Raw genomic sequence first — 15,388 nt, 5'->3', positions numbered from 1 at the left:
GGGGTTCTGGATCTTGGGTGTGGGACGGGGCGGCATCTGGTGGCGCTTCGGGATGAGTTCGGGGCGGAGGCTGTCGGGGTTGATCTGCAGGGGCAGATGGTCGACTACGGGCGACGGCGGCATGGGGTGGATCTTCGGTGTGGTGATCTGCGATCGGTTCGGCTCGGGCGGCGGTTCGATCTGGTGACCTGCCTGGGCAACAGCCTGTCGTATCTGCGGACCGATGAAGATCTGCGCGCGGCTGCGGAGACCCTGCGGGTGCATGTTGCGGATCAGGGGCTCGTGGTGATCTCGACGTTGACGACTCCGCGGATCGAGTCGGTCAAGCAGACGGTTCGGGTCGAGACGGATTTCGTGGCGGCGAACGTCGAGGTGATGTCTGCCTGGGATGCCGTGCGGCGGCTGCAGGTGACGCATCGGACCTGGCGGCATGACGACGGTACGACGGATGTGGATGTGCTGCGGCGCCGGGTGATCAGCGTGGATGAGCTTGACGGGTTGCTGCATGAGGCTGGGTTCGACGAGGTTCGCTGGGTGGGCACGGGGTTGGCCGTGGCAACTTAAGCTTCCCCGGTGGATGAGGAACTGAGCGGCGGACGGTTCTCCCAGCCGGTGCGGCGGGGCGAAACCGTCGTACGGCGGCGTGGGTCGGCGAACTCGCAGGCGCTGCTGCGGCACCTGGAGCGGGCGGGGTTCGAGCTGGCGCCTCGGGTTGTCGAGGTGGGCGATGAGACAGAGACGCTGACGTACGTCGACGGGTTGGCCGGGTTTCCGCCGCTGTCGGAGGCACTGAGGTCTGATGAGGCGTTGGTGAGTGTCGCTCGGGCGGTACGGCGGTTGCACGACGCGACCGCGGGGTTCGAACCGGTCGACGGGGCTTGGCATGACCTGGAGGTTGCGGCGCCGGTGCAGGTGGACTGCATCGGGCACCACGATCTGGCGCCGTGGAACCTGGTGTTCGACGGGGCCGAGGTGGTCGGGATCATCGACTGGGACACGATCCGGCCGTCGAACCGGCGCTGGGATCTCGCGTACGCCGCGCATCAGTTCGTGCCGTTTCATCCGCCGGCCTGGCTCGAGCCATTCGGCTGGGCGACGGAACCGGATCGCGCCAGGCGGTTGCGGTTGTTCTGCGATGCGTACGGGCTGGGTGTCGAGCCGGCCGAGCTGGTGGATCTGATCGGCCTGCGGTTGCTGGGCCACGCGGCAAACATCGAGCAGCAGGTGAAGGCCGGCAACCCGGCGTTCGACGTACACCGCGACGAGGACCACGCCGGCGGCTACCGCGCCGCAGTCGCCTACATCCTGGCGAACCGCACGGCGCTCCTTACGGAGTGATGGTGTAGTTGCGTTTGGCTCGGAGGCGGCGGAACTGGGCTCGGGGGAAGCCGTGGGAGCCGGCGACGTGGACGTTGTTGATGTAGAGGTCGCGGTGGAGCTCTGTGCCGGCGGCGGACTCATAGACCTTCTCGTGGTAGCTGCCTTGGAGGTAAAGGTCCATGGTGTGGAGGAAGTCGTCGACGTTCTCCAGTTTGTCGTCGATGTCGGGGCCGTAGGCCAGCTGGTAGACGGTGTAGTAGGTGCCGAGCTTCAGCCCGAAGACCTCGGTGGAGCCCATCATGAACAGTTCTGCCGACCGGTCGCCGTCGACGGTGAGGCAGAGGTCGCCGTCGTCCGCGCGGGTGACTGCCGCGCGTGGCAGTCCGGCGGCGACGGCCGCCAGTTTGTTCGTCATGGCGGTGTACAGCTCGTCGGCAACTCCTTGGTCGTCCACGGCATCAAAGTAGAGCAGCGGCGGTCCAGGGTCGCCGGCCGGTCGGCGCGAAAAAGTTCTCGGTGTTCATCGGATGCCGTCCGTGGACGTGTGCGGGGAATCCTTCGGAGGGGTGCAAAGGTAGTCCATTTCTAACCCTTCGCAAAAATCCCAGCGGTTTGTTTTTCGCGGGGTGGAGCGTTTGTTTTGAGGGGTTGCTTCGCGTGATGGGACCATTACTTCTGGTCCATAGCGCGGTTGTGTGGTCGTGTCGTATCGTCCAGTCATCGCCAGGCCTTGGTGGGGGTGCTGGCCTTCGAATCCTTTGTGTGCAACGACTTTGGAGCTCGGATGGCCATGGACGAGTCTGTCGTCGTGCCCGGAATCGCGCTGGGTGCCGACTGGGTCGACGACGTACTGCTGGCGGGGCCGGCGGCTGATGTTTGTTTACGCCTGCCGGAAGTGATCGACCGCGGGAAACTACGCACGCTGGTTCAGCAACGGCAAAAGGAACTGGCCCAGGCCGGTTTTCGCGCCGGTGGTGCGGTGGCTTTACGGTTACCGCCGTCGGTGGCTTTTGTCACGCATTTGCTGGCGGTATGGCGCAGTGGTGGTCAGGCGATCCTGCTGGACCACCGATTGACCGACTACGAGGTGCGGCGAGCGATCGAGCGACTGGTGCCGCAGGTGGTGGTGTCGGCGGATCGGCCGGTGCCGGCCGGGCTGCGGACGTTCCATGACGTGGGCGCCGATTTGGCCAGCTATTCGGGCCATCCGGCCAATACCGCGCATGCGGTTGTGCAGCTGAGTTCGGGTTCGACCGGGCCGTCCAAGGTGATCGGCCGGACCGCCGAGGACCTGGTCGAGGAAATCAACAGGTACACGCGGATCGACGGCGTACCCACCAAGAACGAACGACTGATTCTGCTGCCCTCGATGGTGCATGTGCTCGGTCTGGTCGGCGGCCTCCTCTACTGCCTGCACGCCGGGGTCGAGTTGGTACCGCCCGCCCGCCTCACCGGCGATGCCATCGTGCACGCGATCGCGGCCGAGACCACACCGGCCACTGTGCTCGGAGTTCCGTTCCATATCGGCTTGCTGGCTTCGGTTCAGCAGCCGCCCTGGTTGCCGCAGTTCAAACGCATGACGACCGGTGGCGAGCTTGTGCCGCAGGCCGTGTCGGACGCGTTCGAGCAGAAGTACGGCGTTCCGCTCGGGAACATGTACGGGATGACCGAGGTCGGTGTCATCGGCACCGATCTGTTCGGCCGGCATCGCCCCGCGATCCGGCCCGCGCCCGGGATCGACGTACGGGTGGTCGACGGCGAACTGCAGATCGCGCGGAAGGAATCGCCGTACCTCGGTCTGTCCGATCCGGCGCGCTGGTCGGACGGCTGGCTGCGGACGCGTGATGCCGGGGTCGTCGACCCGGAGACCGGGCTGGTCAGCATCAAGGGCCGGCTCGACTCGCAGGTCTCGGTCGGTGGGTTGAAGGTCGATCTGACCGAGGTCGAATACACGCTGGGCACGTTGAGAGGCGTCGAGGCGGCGGTCGTTGTCTTCGACGGCTCGATCACGGCCTACCTGCAACTCCACGAGCGCCGCGAGACCACCCGCCTGGAGGCCGAGCTGTCCCAGCGGCTGGCGTCGTACAAGCGGCCGCGGACGCTGCATGTGCTCGATCAGTTGCCGCGGACAACGACCGGGAAGCTCGTCCGCGACCTCACCGTGCTGCGCAAGGCGGTGTCGTGATGCTCGGTCACCACGATCGCAGGCGGCGGATCGTCGAGCGCCACGGCCAGTACGGCGCCCTCGAGCGGCAGGCGGACGACGTACAGGCCGGGGACCGAGTCGACAGGACCGTCGGCGAACGGGACGCGTCGCCGCAGACCCGAGTTGCGCAGGCCGACGCCGAGCGCTTTGCCGACGGCTTCCTTGGCGGTCCACAGCCGCAGGAAGGCGTGCAGGTCGCCGGCCATCCACTCCAGCTCCTCGGCATCGAACCAGCGGCGGGCGAGTCCGCTCACCGAGCGCGGATACACGTCCTCGAGGTCGATGCCGATCGAGCCGGTACGGCGCGCAGCGACCGCGACGAGCGAGCGGCTGTGGCTCAGGCTCACCGCCAGGCCGGTGATCTCTGGCCGGCCGTTCGCGGCGTGCTGCAGCACCGGGTCGGTGACCAGGGTGCGGGAGAGCGAGAGCAGCAAGGCGTGAGCGGTGGCGCGGGAGTCGTCACCCGCCGGCGCAATCCACACATCAACAGCATCATCCACAGAGGGAAGGTAACCCGATGAAGGACGAGGTTCGCGCTTTCGTCATCGCGCAACTGCAGGACATGAACTACGACGTCGACGGGATCGACGACGACACCACGCTCGGCCCGGCCGGGGTCGACCTCGAGTCGCTCGCGCTGGCCGACCTGTCCGTCCGGGTCGAGGACAAGTACGGCGTCCGGTTCTCCGACGACGAGTCCGAGCAGCTGGCGTTGATGACGGTCGGCGAGTTCACCACCGAGGTGGCCGGCCGGGTCGCACAGCAGGTGTGATGACCACCCAGCCCCCGCCCGGGCGGGCAGAGATCATCGACTGGCTGGCCGGCCTCGGTCAGCGTCCACCAGGTACCGAGCGGATCGACTCGATGGAGCTGGCCTGGCTGGTTCATCAGGTCGAGCAGCGGTACGGCGTGGAGCTGCCGGACGAGCAGCTCGAGAGGATGACCACCATCGACGCGGCGGTCGCCGTACTGGCTGAGGTGCTGCCGAGTCATGTCTGAACGCCGCCCGGTCGCAGTGACCGGACTATCCATCCTGACTGCCCTCGGACGTGGTCCCGAGGCGCAGCTCTCTGGCGTGCCCGCGTTTGCCGAGGTACGGCGGTTCGACACCAGCGCACTGCGGGTCCGGTACGGCGCACTGGCCGCGGAGACCGGGACTCTGGACGAGGAGCTCGATCTGGCGATCGCCACGGCGTGTGCGCAGGCCGGTGTGGATCGCAGTACGACGCCGTTGTTGCTGGCGATGCATGCGCCGCCGGTGTGCGAGTTCGGGGCTGCCCGGATTTACACGAGCGCTTGTGTGTCCGGCAGTACGGCGTTGGCCGACGCGGCAGCGTTGATCAGCAGCGGGCGGGCTGACCGGGTCGTCGTGGCAGGTGCGTATCTGGTGGAGCCGTATCAGTTTGCACTGTTCGACGCGGGGCGTGCGCTGGCCGACGACAACGTCGTACGGCCGTTTAGTGCTCAAAGGCGCGGGACTCTGCTCGGTGACGGTGTTGCGGCCGTAGTACTCGAGGCTGGCGCCGGTCTGGCTCGGCTGGCCGGCTGGGGGCGTGCGGGCGATGCTCATCACCCCTGTCAGCCCGCACCGGACGGACGCGGGCTCGCCGCTGCACTCCAGCGAGCACTTCAGCGTGCAGAGCTGTCTGCGGAAGACGTGGGCTATGTGAACGCCAACGCGACCGGAACGGTGTTCAGCGACCAGGCCGAGGCGGCGGCGCTCGGTGCGGTGTTTCGGAGCAGTCCGCCGGTGAGCTCTACCAAGGGACTGCACGGGCATGCGCTGGAGGCCTCCGGGGTCGTCGAGTTCGTGGTGATGGTGCAGGCGTTGCTGGAAGGGAAGCTGCCGGTCAATGCGGGGTTCCTCGGGAGCGATCCGGAGTGTGCGGTCGACGTGATCCTGGATGCGCCGCGGAGCGTGCAGACGCAGGTCGGGGTGTCGGTGAACTCGGCGTTCGGGGGCGCCAATACGGCTTTGGTGGTGACGGTGTGATCGAGGTCCATGACTTGGTGGTCCTGGCCGAGGCGCGCTGGCCGGAGCCCGGTGATGGTGTGCCGCCGGGGATCCCGGGGTTCGTCGAGTCGGCCTTCAATCCGTTGGCGGCGGCTGCGGCTGAGCGGTGCCTGGAGCGCGCCGGTCTGCTGACGGGGACGACTGGTGTGGTGGTCGTGACGGCCGGGGATCGGGTGAGTGCGGATGCCGTCGAGCGATTGGTTGCTCAGGGCAAACGAGTGGGGCCGTTGTTCTTCTTCCAGTCGGTGCCGAACAGCATCGCGGGCTGGATCGCGGCGAAGTGGGACCTGCGTGGGCCGGTGGTGTGTGTGACGGACGGCGGGTTCGACGAGGCCGCGTTGCTGATCGGTGACGGAGACGCCGATCGGGTGCTGATCGTGCAGGTGGCGGCGGACGAGGCGTCCGCGCAGATCGTGAGTGGGGGAGAGTCATGAAGCAGACAACGGGCTGGCGGGCACGGCTGGCGGCTGATCCGGGGATCGGTACCGGGAACGTGCTGGCGACGGTGATTGCCCAGGGCGCCGATCTGGACGGTCCGGGGCTGACGTTCGACACGGCCGTGGACCAGTTCGAGGCTGAGCACCCGTTGACGTTGGGTGAGCTGGACGAGCGGGTCCAGGCCCGTACGGCGTGGTTGCACGAGCACGGGATCGGGCGGCGGGACGTGGTCGCGGTCTGGGCGACCGAGGCGCAGGACGTCGTACTGAGCTTCCTGGCGCTGACCCGGGTCGGGGCGATTCCGGCCTTGCTGAACGGGAAGATGGCGCCGGCGATCGCGGACGAATACATCCGGCGGTTGCGGGCGACCGCCGTACTGGCTGACTTGGACCATAAGGGGCTCCTGGAAGCTGAGGTGCTGGCGGAGCCGCGGGAGCTGGGGACAGGCGATCCGGCGAAGGCGCCGGAGGCGTATCGGCATCATAGGGACGACCCAGTGGTGATCACGCACACGAGCGGGACGACCGGCGTACCGAAGGCTGTTCTGCACACGCACACGACCTTGTACGCCGCGCTGAAGCACCTGCTCACAATGCCGCAGGCGCAGGGGACCGATCGGATTCTGAACGCGCTGCCGATTCCGCATACGGCGACGATCCTGATGGTCAATCAGGTGCTCGGGAACCGCGCGGAGATGCTGCTGCTGTCGAGTCAGGATGCGGGCGGGGTGCTGCGGCAGATCGAGCGGTGGAAGCCGCATGCGGTGTACGGGTTCGCGGTGACGTGGGCTGGGTTGGCTCGGGAGGATCTGGGGGCGCGTGACCTGGATTCGGTGCGGATGTGGTTCAACACGGGGGACTGCGCGCATGAGCCGCATATCCGGAAGTTGGTGGCTGTTGGCAGCCGGGAGACGGTGACTCGGGATGGGCGAGTGACTGTGCCGGGGTCGCATTTCATTGATGGGCTGGGATCCAGCGAGATGGGGCACAACGGGTTCCACATCACGCATACGGTGTCGTCGGAGCATTACGGGCGGTGTATCGGGAAGCCGTACGAGTTCGCTGAGGCGACGGTGCTGAGTTCGACGGGGGAGGAGTTGCCGCCGGGGAAGGCGGGGATCCTCGGGTTCCGGTCGCCGACGGTGTCGCCGGGGTACTGGAACGACTCGATCAACACCTATCGCTTCCGACTAAACGGTTGGTTTGTTACCGGGGATCTCGTCTACCGAGACGAAACCGGTCACTATTTCCACCTGGACCGCATCCCGGACGCGGTCGCTGGGTTCGACGGACCGCAGCTCTACACGTCGCTGTCCGAAGAGCGCATCCTCGCCGCGCTCCCGGACGTTGCCGACTGCACGGTCGTGATCGTGGCGGAGGGCGGGCAGTACGCCGCCGACGTACTCCTCGAGCTCACCCCGGATGCCCCCGAGGTGGACCGAACCGACGCCGTGAAGGCGGCCGTCGGCGAGGAGGTAGCCGCCATCCTCCGGAAGGTGACGGTGGTCGGGTCCGACGACGTCCCGGTCACCGTCACCGGCAAAGTCCGCAAGGTCGCGCTGCGCGAGGCCCGCTCATGAGTACGGCGGGGGATCGCGCGGATGCGGCCGGGCAGGTCGCGGGGGCGCAGGCCGCTCCGGCCGGAGTCACGATCACGGGGATCGGGATGCTGACCCCCGTGGGGCGGGGGGCGGCGGAGGTGTTCGCCTCGCTGCTGCAGGGGCGGTCGGGGATTGTGGTGCCGCCTGAGGATCATCCGATCGCTGGGTCGATCGAGTTGGCGGGGATTCTGCCGGAGTTCGATGCCGGGAAGATCGCGTCTGGGCCGGACGGGAAGGTGATGGATCGGACCGTCATTCTCGCGCAGCTTGTGGCTGAGGAGGCGTTGGCTGATGCGGGGTTGGTTGTCGGGGAGAACGTTGATGCGGACCGCATTGGCGTGATCATCGGCGGTGTCGGCGGGATGGCGACTCTGGAGCGGCAGGTTCTCGCGAGGGCAGAGCGGGGGAAGGTTGCTGTTAGCCCCTATCTGCTGACGGGGATCTTGCCGAACATGCCGGCGGCGCGGGTTGCGATCCGGTTCGGGATGCGGGGCTACACGTCGGCGGTGGGGACGGCTTGTGCTTCGGGGGCGCAGGCGATTGCGGATGCGGTGCGCCTTATCCGGGCCGGCGAAGCGGACGTCGTACTGTGCGGGGCCAGTGAGGCGCCGTTGTTCCCCACCTTCGCGGAGACGTTTGCCAACGCGCGAGCGCTCGCCCGGGGCTGGGACGACCCGACGGAAGCCAGCCGACCGTTTGACCTTAGACGTAACGGGTTCGTGCTCAGTGAAGGCGCCGCGCTACTAGTTCTCGAGAGTACGGCGCATGCGGCCGCGCGAGGTGCGAGCGGGTACGCCGATGTTGCCGGGTACGGCGTCAACTCGGACGCGCATCACCCGACCGCACCACGACCGGACGGAACCGGGGCGGCCGCCTGCATGCGGTTGGCAATGAGGACCATCCGGCCGGAGCAGGTTGGTTATGTCAACGCGCACGGCACCAGCACCAAGCTGGGTGATGTCGCCGAGTCCGTGGCGATCGGCCTTGCCTTCGGCAACCACCTTCCGGCGGTCAGTTCCACCAAAGCATTGACCGGCCACATGCTCGGCACCTCCGGGGTGGTCGAGGCGGCAGCGGCCGCGTTGGCGATCAACACCGGCCTCGCACCGCCGACGTACCACCTGGACGACCCTGATCCGGCCTGCCCGCTGGATCACATCCGCAAGGAACCACGGGCGATCCCGCTCGACTACGCCGTCTCGAACTCGTTCGGGTTCGGCGGCCAGAACGTCAGCCTGCTCCTCGGTAGAACCACCACGCCGAAGCAGCGACAGCTATCAAGTGAGGAGAAGGCGTAGATGGAGATTTACGGGATCGACCACGTGGAGATGTACGTGGGCGACGCTCGGCAGGCGGCGTTCTACCTGGGGCATGCGTTCGGGCTGCACATCCACGGTCAGGGCGGGCCGGAGACCGGGCTGCCGGATCAGCGGTCGTTGCTGCTGCGCGAGGACGCCGTACAGATCGTGCTGACGTCTGGACTGGCTGCGGACCATCCGGCCGCTGAGTATGTGCAGCGGCACGGGGACGGCGTGGCGATCGTCGCGATGGAGGTCGACGACGCGACGGCGGCGTACGGCGAACTGACCGCGCGCGGGGCCGTGGGGCTACGGGAGCCGGAGCGGTTCGAGGCCGGGGACGCGGTGGTGGTGACCGCGGAGGTGGCCGGGTTCGGTGACGTGATCCACCGGCTGGTGGAGCGGCACGGGCCGCGGCGGGAGTTCCTGCCGGGGCGGATCCAGCTGACCGCGCCGAGCGGCGTACCGGACGAGAAGCTGTTCAGCGAGATCGACCACCTGGCGATCTGCGTACCGTCCGGTGAGCTCGAGCCGACCGCCAAGTTCTACGAGGACGTGTTCGGCTTCCCGCGGATCTTCGAGGAGTACATCGAGGTTGCGGGGCAGGGGATGGACTCGAAGGTGGTGCAGAGCCCGTCGAAGCACGTCACGTTCACGCTGATCGAGCCGGATCTCAGTCGCCGGCCCGGGCAGATCAACGACTTCCTCACCTGGCATGCGGGCGCCGGTGTGCAGCACATCGCCTTGCGTACCAGCAACATCGTCGAAGCGGTCAGCACTCTCTCCGACCGCGGAGTGAACTTCCTCGGCACACCTTCGACGTACTACGACGCCCTGGCCGAGCGGGTCGGCGAGGTCGAGACGCCGATCGAGGAACTGCAGCAGCGCGGCATCCTGGTCGACCGCGACCACTGGGGTCAGCTGCTGCAGATCTTCACCGAGTCGATGCACGTCCGGCGCACGCTGTTCCTGGAGATCATCGAGCGGCGCGGTGCGATGACGTTCGGCAGCGGCAACATCAAGGCCCTGTACGAAGCCAAGGAGCGGGAGTTGGCGCATGACGCTTGAGTTCAAGTTGTCGGACGAGGAGATCGAACTCCTCCCGACTGACGAAGACGTTGCCTTCTACAACGAACATGGCTGGTATCTGTCGAAGAAGCTGCTCACCGACGACGAGACCGACGAGCTCGTCAACGCGAGCGAGCGGTACTACGCCGGTGAGCGGGACCGGACCCTCCCGACGGCCCCGCCCAAACTGGCGTACTGGGATCCCTCCAAGGGCAACGTCCAGCGGCACAACGACTACGTGCACTACGAGCACGACGGGCTGGCGAAGATCCTCCGCAAGCCGCTGATCGGGGCGGTCGCGGCCCGGCTCGCGCAAACCCACGAGATCCGGATCTTCCAGTCCACGTTGATCTACAAGCCACCGATCGAGGGCGAACCGTCCAACATCGTGCCCTGGCATTTCGACAAGCACTACTGGTCGTCCTCGTCGTCGGAGCGGATGCTGACCGCGTTCATCCCGTTCCACGACTGCCCGCCGGAGATGGGCACGATCACGATGGTCGACGGCAGTCACCGCTGGAAGGAGATCGGCTCCGACGACACGGTCGTCCGCCACTTCGCTGAGCGGGACCGCTCGCAGCTCGACCAGATGCTGGCCGAGAACGCGGCGTACAACGGGGCCGAGGTGGTCAAACTGCCGATCACGATCCCGCGCGGCCACATGAACTTCCACCACTGCCGCACCTATCACGGCAGCGGTGCGAATATCAGCGACCGCCCACGCCGGGCGATCTCGCTGCACCTGCAGGACGGGGACAACCGCTACCGCGAGTTCCCGCTGTCCGACGGCACCACGGCGGCGTACAACCACGACGTCCTGGTACGGCGGACCTCCGACGGGCGGCCGGATTACGCCGATCCCGAGTACTGCCCGACGCTCTGGGCCGATCGCTAGAAGGCCAAATCTACTTGAAAGGATTGGTCAACATGTCACGTTACGACTGGGGTCAGACGCACCCCGGGATCGAGCAGCTGGAGAAGGCCGTTTCGGAGGCCCGCGACAAGGTCGTCCAGCACCCGCTCTACGCCATCCTCGACACCCACGAGGCGCTGGTCACCTTCATGGAACACCACGTGTTCGCGGTCTGGGATTTCATGTCCCTGCTGAAATCGCTGCAGCGCGAGCTCACGTGTGTGACGGTGCCGTGGATCCCCACCGAGCACCGCAGCAGCCGTCGGCTGATCAACGACATCGTGATGGTCGAGGAGAGTGACGAACTGGGTGGCACCGACGGCAAGCCTGCGTTCATCAGCCACTTCGAGCTGTACGTCAACGGTATGCACGAGGCCGGTGCGGATACTTCAGCGATCGACAAGCTGATCGAGTTGCTCCGCGGTGGCGCTCCGGTGGTCGAGTCGCTGGCAGCGGCCGGCGTACCGCAGGCTTCGATCGACTTCGCCGGAACCACCTGGGGAATCATCGAGAACGCACCCGTGCACTGCCAGGCGGCCGCGTTCGCCTTCGGGCGGGAGGACCTGATCCCGGACATGTTCACCCAGGTGGTTGCGGTGAACGAGCGCTCCAACAAGCTCAACACCTTCGTCGACTACCTCGAGCGGCACATCGAGGTGGATGGCGAATTCCACACCCCGATGGCGATGCAGATGGTCGCTGACCTGTGCGGCGACGACCAGGCCAAGTGGGACGCCTGCGCGGACACCATCAACACCGCCCTCGCGGCCCGCGCCCGGCTCTGGGACGCGATCACCGCCGCCGTCGTCACGACCGCCCCGGCGACGGTCTGACGCCAATGAGTACAGATCTCTACCGGACCGTCCGGTTGATCCGCAGATTCGAGGAACGGGCGATCGAGTTCGTGCGGTCCGGAGAGATCGTCGGAGGCATTCACCCGTACGTCGGTCAGGAAGGCATCGCGGCCGGGGTGTGCGCAGCGCTCGGCCCGGACGACGTGATCACCAGTACGCACCGCGGTCACGGGCACGTGCTCGCCCGCGGTGCGAACCCGGCCCGGTTGATGGCCGAGCTGATGGGTCGCGAATCCGGTCTGAACAAGGGCCGAGGCGGTTCGATGCATGCTGCCGACTTCAGTCTCGGCATCCTCGGCGCGAACGCGATCGTCGGCGCGGCCGGGTCGATCGCGACCGGCGCCGCGTGGGCCTTGCGGCAGCAGGGCAAGGACTCGGTCGCCGCGACGTTCTTCGGGGACGGCGCGATGAACGAAGGCATGCTGCTGGAGGCCTTCAACCTGGCCGCGCTCTGGCAGGTGCCGGTGGTCTTCGTCTGCGAGAACAACGGCTACGCGACCACGATGCCGGTCGCGTCCGCGGTCGCCGGCAGTATCACCGGCCGGGCCCGAGCGTTCGGGATCCCGGCCTTCACCGTCGACGGCCAGGACCCGGAGAAGGTGCTGGAGGCAACCAGTACGGCGGTCGCCCGGGCCCGGGCCGGGAAGGGGCCGACGTTCCTGGAGTGCACGACGTACCGGTTCGATGCACACCACACGTTCGAGCACCGGACCCGGCTCACCTATCGCTCGACCGAAGAGATCACGACTGGGCGTTCGCGGTGTCCAGTGGAGATCCAGGGCGCACGGCTGACGGCCGCGGATCGGGCGGCCGTCGACGCCGAGGTCGAGTCCCTCCTGGAGGCGGCGGCGGGGATCGCATTGGGCAGCGCCCACCCAGATCCCGCCGCCGCACTCTCGTACCTGTACGCCGGGGAGATCTGAATGCCGAAGCTGTCCTACCTGAAGGCGCTGAACCGGGCTTTGGCCGACGAGCTGGAACGGGATCCGGCCGTCTTCGTGCTCGGGGAGGACATTCGTGCCGCCGCGTCGAACGTGACGGCCGGCCTGCATGCGCGGTTCGGCTCCGACCGCGTGCTCGATACGCCGTTGTCGGAGCAGGCGTTCACGAACTTCGCCACCGGTGCAGCGCTGGTCGGGATGCGGCCGGTGATCGAGTTCCAGATCCCGTCGCTGCTCTTCCTCGTCTTCGAGCAGATCGCCAACCAGGCACACAAGTTCTCGTTGATGACCGGTGGGCAGTGCAAGGTGCCGGTCACGTACGTCGTACCGGGGTCAGGCTCGCGGACCGGATGGGCCGGCCAGCATTCGGATCACCCGTATTCGCTGTTCGCCCATGTCGGGGTGAAGACGGTGGTTCCGGCGACTCCGGCTGACGCGTACGGTCTGCTGGTCACGGCGATTCGCGATGACGACCCGGTCGTCTTCTTCGCCCCGTCCGCTGCGCTCGGCGTACGCGACGATCTGGATTTTGCTGCGCTTGCGCCCGTTCCGCTGGGTGTCGGCCGCGTCGCTCGGGCTGGTGACGATGTCACGGTCGTTGCCCTCGGCCACTTGGTGCACGACGCTTTGGCCGTCGCCGACGAACTGGCCCAGCGGATGTCGGTTGAGGTCTTCGACCCACGGACGGTCTATCCGCTGGATGTCGACGGTCTGATCGCGTCGGTGCAGAAGACGGGCCGCTTGGTGGTCATCGACGACTCGAACCGGACCAGTGGGTTCGCGGCCGAAGTCCTCGCGGTCGTGGCTGAGCACTGCACCTTGACCGCACCGCCGCGCCGGGTGACCCGCCCGGATGGCGCTGTTCTTCCCTTCGCTCTCGCTCTCGACCGCGCGGTCCAGCCCGGCCGCGAGCAGCTCCTCACCACCCTCCTGGAGATGTCGTGACCGATCTGTGGAACACGTTGCCCGAGGCAACCCGTACGGCGTTGATCGCGCGTGGTGTCGAATCGTGGCGGACGGTGTACGACGGCGTTGCCACGCACAACAAGCAGTGGCGACCGCTCCGGCCGCCGATCATGTCGGCCTCGGTCTACGACGACTTCACCACGATCTCGGCGACCGTTGCCCGGCTGATCCTGACTGCTTGTCAGCAGCGGGCGACAACGGCGGGTGAACTGCGGGAGGCGCTCGGAATGCCGGTCGGCGCGATCGATCTGCTGGACGAGAACCTGCCGCTGACGGAGGACCTGCTCGGCGGTGTCCGGGCAGACATCCTGCTCGCGGATGGAACGCCGTACCTGGTCGAGGCGAATATCGACAGCGCGCTCGGTGGTGCGCACGACTCCGACGGAATCGCGGCTCGCTTCCTCGCGGCGTACGTCGGTGATCCGGTGCTGGATGCGGTTGGGTTGACGGCGCCGCCGTCCGCAGTCGACGCGCGGTATGAGGCGGTGCGGTCGGCGCTGGCGTTGTCGGGGCAGCATCGGCTGGCGATGGTGTTCACCACGGGTGGCAGCTACCCGGGTTCGCAGGATGGGCTTGCGATGATCAAGCTGCTGGAGGGATTCAGCGAGCGCGGTCGGCAGTTGGGGCTCGACATGCGCGTGTACCCGGTCGAGTGGCTGACCCTCGACGACGCCGGCCGGCTGTGTGTCGACGACGGCCCGATCGACGCCGTACTGCGGATGTTCGTGCCGCAAGGGACCAAACCGAGCGCGGGTCTGGACGCACTGGGGACCGCGGTGCAGACGGGTGCGATCCGCATCTTCACCCCGACCGCGAGCTGGTTGCTGGCCAGCAAGTCGATCTTCGCCTGGCTGTGGGACGACCTCGACACCCTCGCCCCGGCCGACGCCGCCCTTGTACGCCGGCACGTCCCGCGAACCCAGGTGTTGTCGGCAGCCCTTCGTGCGCAGGCGATCGCGGATCAGCAGGAGCTCGTCCTCAAACCGTCCGGTTCCTACGGCGGTGTCGGCGTAGTGGTTGGCCCCGAGGTATCGGCCGACGAATGGCAGCACGCGGTAGACCAGGCACTGGCCGAAACCGGCTACATCCTGCAGAAGTACGTCCCCGTGGACCGCCTGACCATGCAGTTCGTCGACATGGAGACCGGCGCGGTCAAAGAAGCCGACGTCCCCTTCTGCCTGGCCCCCTACCTCTTCGCCGGCACCCCCGCCGGCGCCTACCTCCGCTTCGCCGTCCCCGGCGCCGGCCCCGTAGTCAACGTCGCCCAAGGCGCCCTGACCAGCGGCCTCCTCCTGCTTCCCTGAACGTACGGAAGAACGGGTAATGGTGGTCGTTAAAGCCGCGCCGCCACCGGCCGCGAGCGTGCCGACCTGCCGGACCAGCGACCACTACCCGTCCGTCGGTACACAAGCGCCCCCCGCCGCCCACTCGTTCCGCGCCTTTGTGGAGCGTAGTGGGCAGTATGTGCAAATTTGGTTCCACTGATCACCCGGTCGGGCGCCGAAACGGATGTGTTCGGTGAGACGCGTTGCGGTCGTCGGGTAAGTGGTTCGCGCCATCAGTGGTGGCGTGAGACACCTTGTGATTGCTGGAGACCGGTTGCCACGGGTCTCCAGCGCCGGTTTCCTGTCTCCGGCCACCAGTGGTGGCCTGGGCACGGCGAGGTTGAGGAGTCCTAGCCCTCCGATTCGGGCGGTCATGCTCCCCGGCTCCACCAGGGGCGCCACCGAACACCCCAGCACCCCGGATCGGGCTGCCGGTGTCCACCCG

17 protein-coding genes are annotated in these 15,388 nt (G+C 67.2%); 15 read left to right on the top strand and 2 right to left on the bottom strand.

Translation table 11 applies throughout. The features are described 5' to 3' along the window. Together E1261_RS34495 and E1261_RS34490 are read left to right on the top strand one after the other, a co-directional pair. A partial coding sequence (locus E1261_RS34495) for a class I SAM-dependent methyltransferase (protein WP_132413902.1) occupies window positions 1–564 on the top strand: 564 nt, incomplete at its 5' end. 9 nt (window positions 565–573) lie between these two features. Further along, on the top strand, window positions 574–1,338 hold the full coding sequence (locus E1261_RS34490) for a phosphotransferase (RefSeq protein ID WP_132413901.1): 765 nt from the start codon (window positions 574–576) through the stop codon (window positions 1,336–1,338). Here the strand turns inward: E1261_RS34490 and E1261_RS34485 are convergent. Further along, window positions 1,328–1,774 carry a hypothetical protein gene (locus E1261_RS34485; protein ID WP_132413899.1) on the bottom strand — a complete coding sequence of 149 codons (447 nt, stop codon included), beginning with the start codon at window positions 1,772–1,774 and terminating at the stop codon, window positions 1,328–1,330. The genes E1261_RS34490 and E1261_RS34485 overlap by 11 nt on opposite strands. Window positions 1,775–2,110: 336 nt before the next feature. Between E1261_RS34485 and E1261_RS34480 the strand changes: the two genes are divergently transcribed. After that, entirely contained in the window at window positions 2,111–3,505 is a 1,395-nt protein-coding gene (locus tag E1261_RS34480; RefSeq protein ID WP_165952749.1) for a class I adenylate-forming enzyme family protein, read from the top strand. On the opposite strand, the gene E1261_RS34475 is transcribed toward E1261_RS34480, so the two are convergent. Beyond that, window positions 3,436–4,026: a 4'-phosphopantetheinyl transferase family protein gene (locus tag E1261_RS34475; protein ID WP_132413896.1), complete on the bottom strand. Its 591-nt coding sequence runs from the start codon at window positions 4,024–4,026 to the stop codon at window positions 3,436–3,438. The genes E1261_RS34480 and E1261_RS34475 overlap by 70 nt on opposite strands. 17 nt (window positions 4,027–4,043) lie before the next feature. On the opposite strand from E1261_RS34475, the gene E1261_RS34470 reads away from it, so the two are divergent. The 12 genes from E1261_RS34470 to E1261_RS34415 are packed head-to-tail and all read left to right on the top strand — an operon-like array spanning window position 4,044 to window position 14,922. Further along, a complete protein-coding gene (locus tag E1261_RS34470) occupies window positions 4,044–4,298 on the top strand; it encodes an acyl carrier protein (RefSeq protein ID WP_132413894.1) in 255 nt (84 codons plus the stop codon). After that, the gene (locus tag E1261_RS34465; RefSeq protein WP_132413892.1) at window positions 4,298–4,525 is read left to right on the top strand and encodes an acyl carrier protein; all 228 of its coding nucleotides are present in this window, start codon (window positions 4,298–4,300) and stop codon (window positions 4,523–4,525) included. Before E1261_RS34470 ends, E1261_RS34465 begins: the two co-directional genes overlap by 1 nt. Continuing rightward, window positions 4,518–5,519, top strand: a complete 1,002-nt coding sequence (locus tag E1261_RS34460) for a beta-ketoacyl-[acyl-carrier-protein] synthase family protein (RefSeq protein ID WP_132413891.1) — start codon at window positions 4,518–4,520, stop codon at window positions 5,517–5,519. The genes E1261_RS34465 and E1261_RS34460 overlap by 8 nt, the downstream gene beginning before the upstream one ends. Then, window positions 5,516–5,974 (top strand): beta-ketoacyl synthase N-terminal-like domain-containing protein, encoded by a 459-nt coding sequence (locus E1261_RS34455; protein ID WP_132413889.1) that lies wholly within the window; start codon window positions 5,516–5,518, stop codon window positions 5,972–5,974. The genes E1261_RS34460 and E1261_RS34455 overlap by 4 nt, the downstream gene beginning before the upstream one ends. After that, on the top strand, window positions 5,971–7,557 hold the full coding sequence (locus E1261_RS34450) for a class I adenylate-forming enzyme family protein (RefSeq protein ID WP_132413888.1): 1,587 nt from the start codon (window positions 5,971–5,973) through the stop codon (window positions 7,555–7,557). Before E1261_RS34455 ends, E1261_RS34450 begins: the two co-directional genes overlap by 4 nt. After that, window positions 7,554–8,876: a beta-ketoacyl-[acyl-carrier-protein] synthase family protein gene (locus E1261_RS34445; protein ID WP_132413887.1), complete on the top strand. Its 1,323-nt coding sequence runs from the start codon at window positions 7,554–7,556 to the stop codon at window positions 8,874–8,876. Before E1261_RS34450 ends, E1261_RS34445 begins: the two co-directional genes overlap by 4 nt. Beyond that, window positions 8,877–9,944, top strand: a complete 1,068-nt coding sequence (hppD, locus tag E1261_RS34440; protein WP_132413886.1) for a 4-hydroxyphenylpyruvate dioxygenase — start codon at window positions 8,877–8,879, stop codon at window positions 9,942–9,944. Next, window positions 9,934–10,839 (top strand): phytanoyl-CoA dioxygenase family protein, encoded by a 906-nt coding sequence (locus tag E1261_RS34435; protein WP_132413885.1) that lies wholly within the window; start codon window positions 9,934–9,936, stop codon window positions 10,837–10,839. The genes hppD and E1261_RS34435 overlap by 11 nt, the downstream gene beginning before the upstream one ends. Window positions 10,840–10,871: 32 nt before the next feature. Then, the gene (locus E1261_RS34430) at window positions 10,872–11,690 is read left to right on the top strand and encodes a DUF3050 domain-containing protein (RefSeq protein WP_132413884.1); all 819 of its coding nucleotides are present in this window, start codon (window positions 10,872–10,874) and stop codon (window positions 11,688–11,690) included. Window positions 11,691–11,695: 5 nt separating this feature from the next. Then, window positions 11,696–12,634, top strand: a complete 939-nt coding sequence (locus E1261_RS34425; protein ID WP_132413883.1) for a thiamine pyrophosphate-dependent dehydrogenase E1 component subunit alpha — start codon at window positions 11,696–11,698, stop codon at window positions 12,632–12,634. Further along, window positions 12,635–13,597 carry an alpha-ketoacid dehydrogenase subunit beta gene (locus E1261_RS34420; RefSeq protein ID WP_132413882.1) on the top strand — a complete coding sequence of 321 codons (963 nt, stop codon included), beginning with the start codon at window positions 12,635–12,637 and terminating at the stop codon, window positions 13,595–13,597. Next, a complete protein-coding gene (locus tag E1261_RS34415) occupies window positions 13,594–14,922 on the top strand; it encodes an ATP-grasp domain-containing protein (protein ID WP_132413881.1) in 1,329 nt (442 codons plus the stop codon). Before E1261_RS34420 ends, E1261_RS34415 begins: the two co-directional genes overlap by 4 nt. Window positions 14,923–15,388: the final 466 nt, after the last annotated feature.

This window comes from Kribbella albertanoniae, from assembly GCF_004348455.1.
In the GTDB taxonomy this organism is placed as follows: domain Bacteria; phylum Actinomycetota; class Actinomycetes; order Propionibacteriales; family Kribbellaceae; genus Kribbella; species Kribbella albertanoniae.
This window is presented reverse-complemented; position numbering and strand designations above follow the sequence as displayed.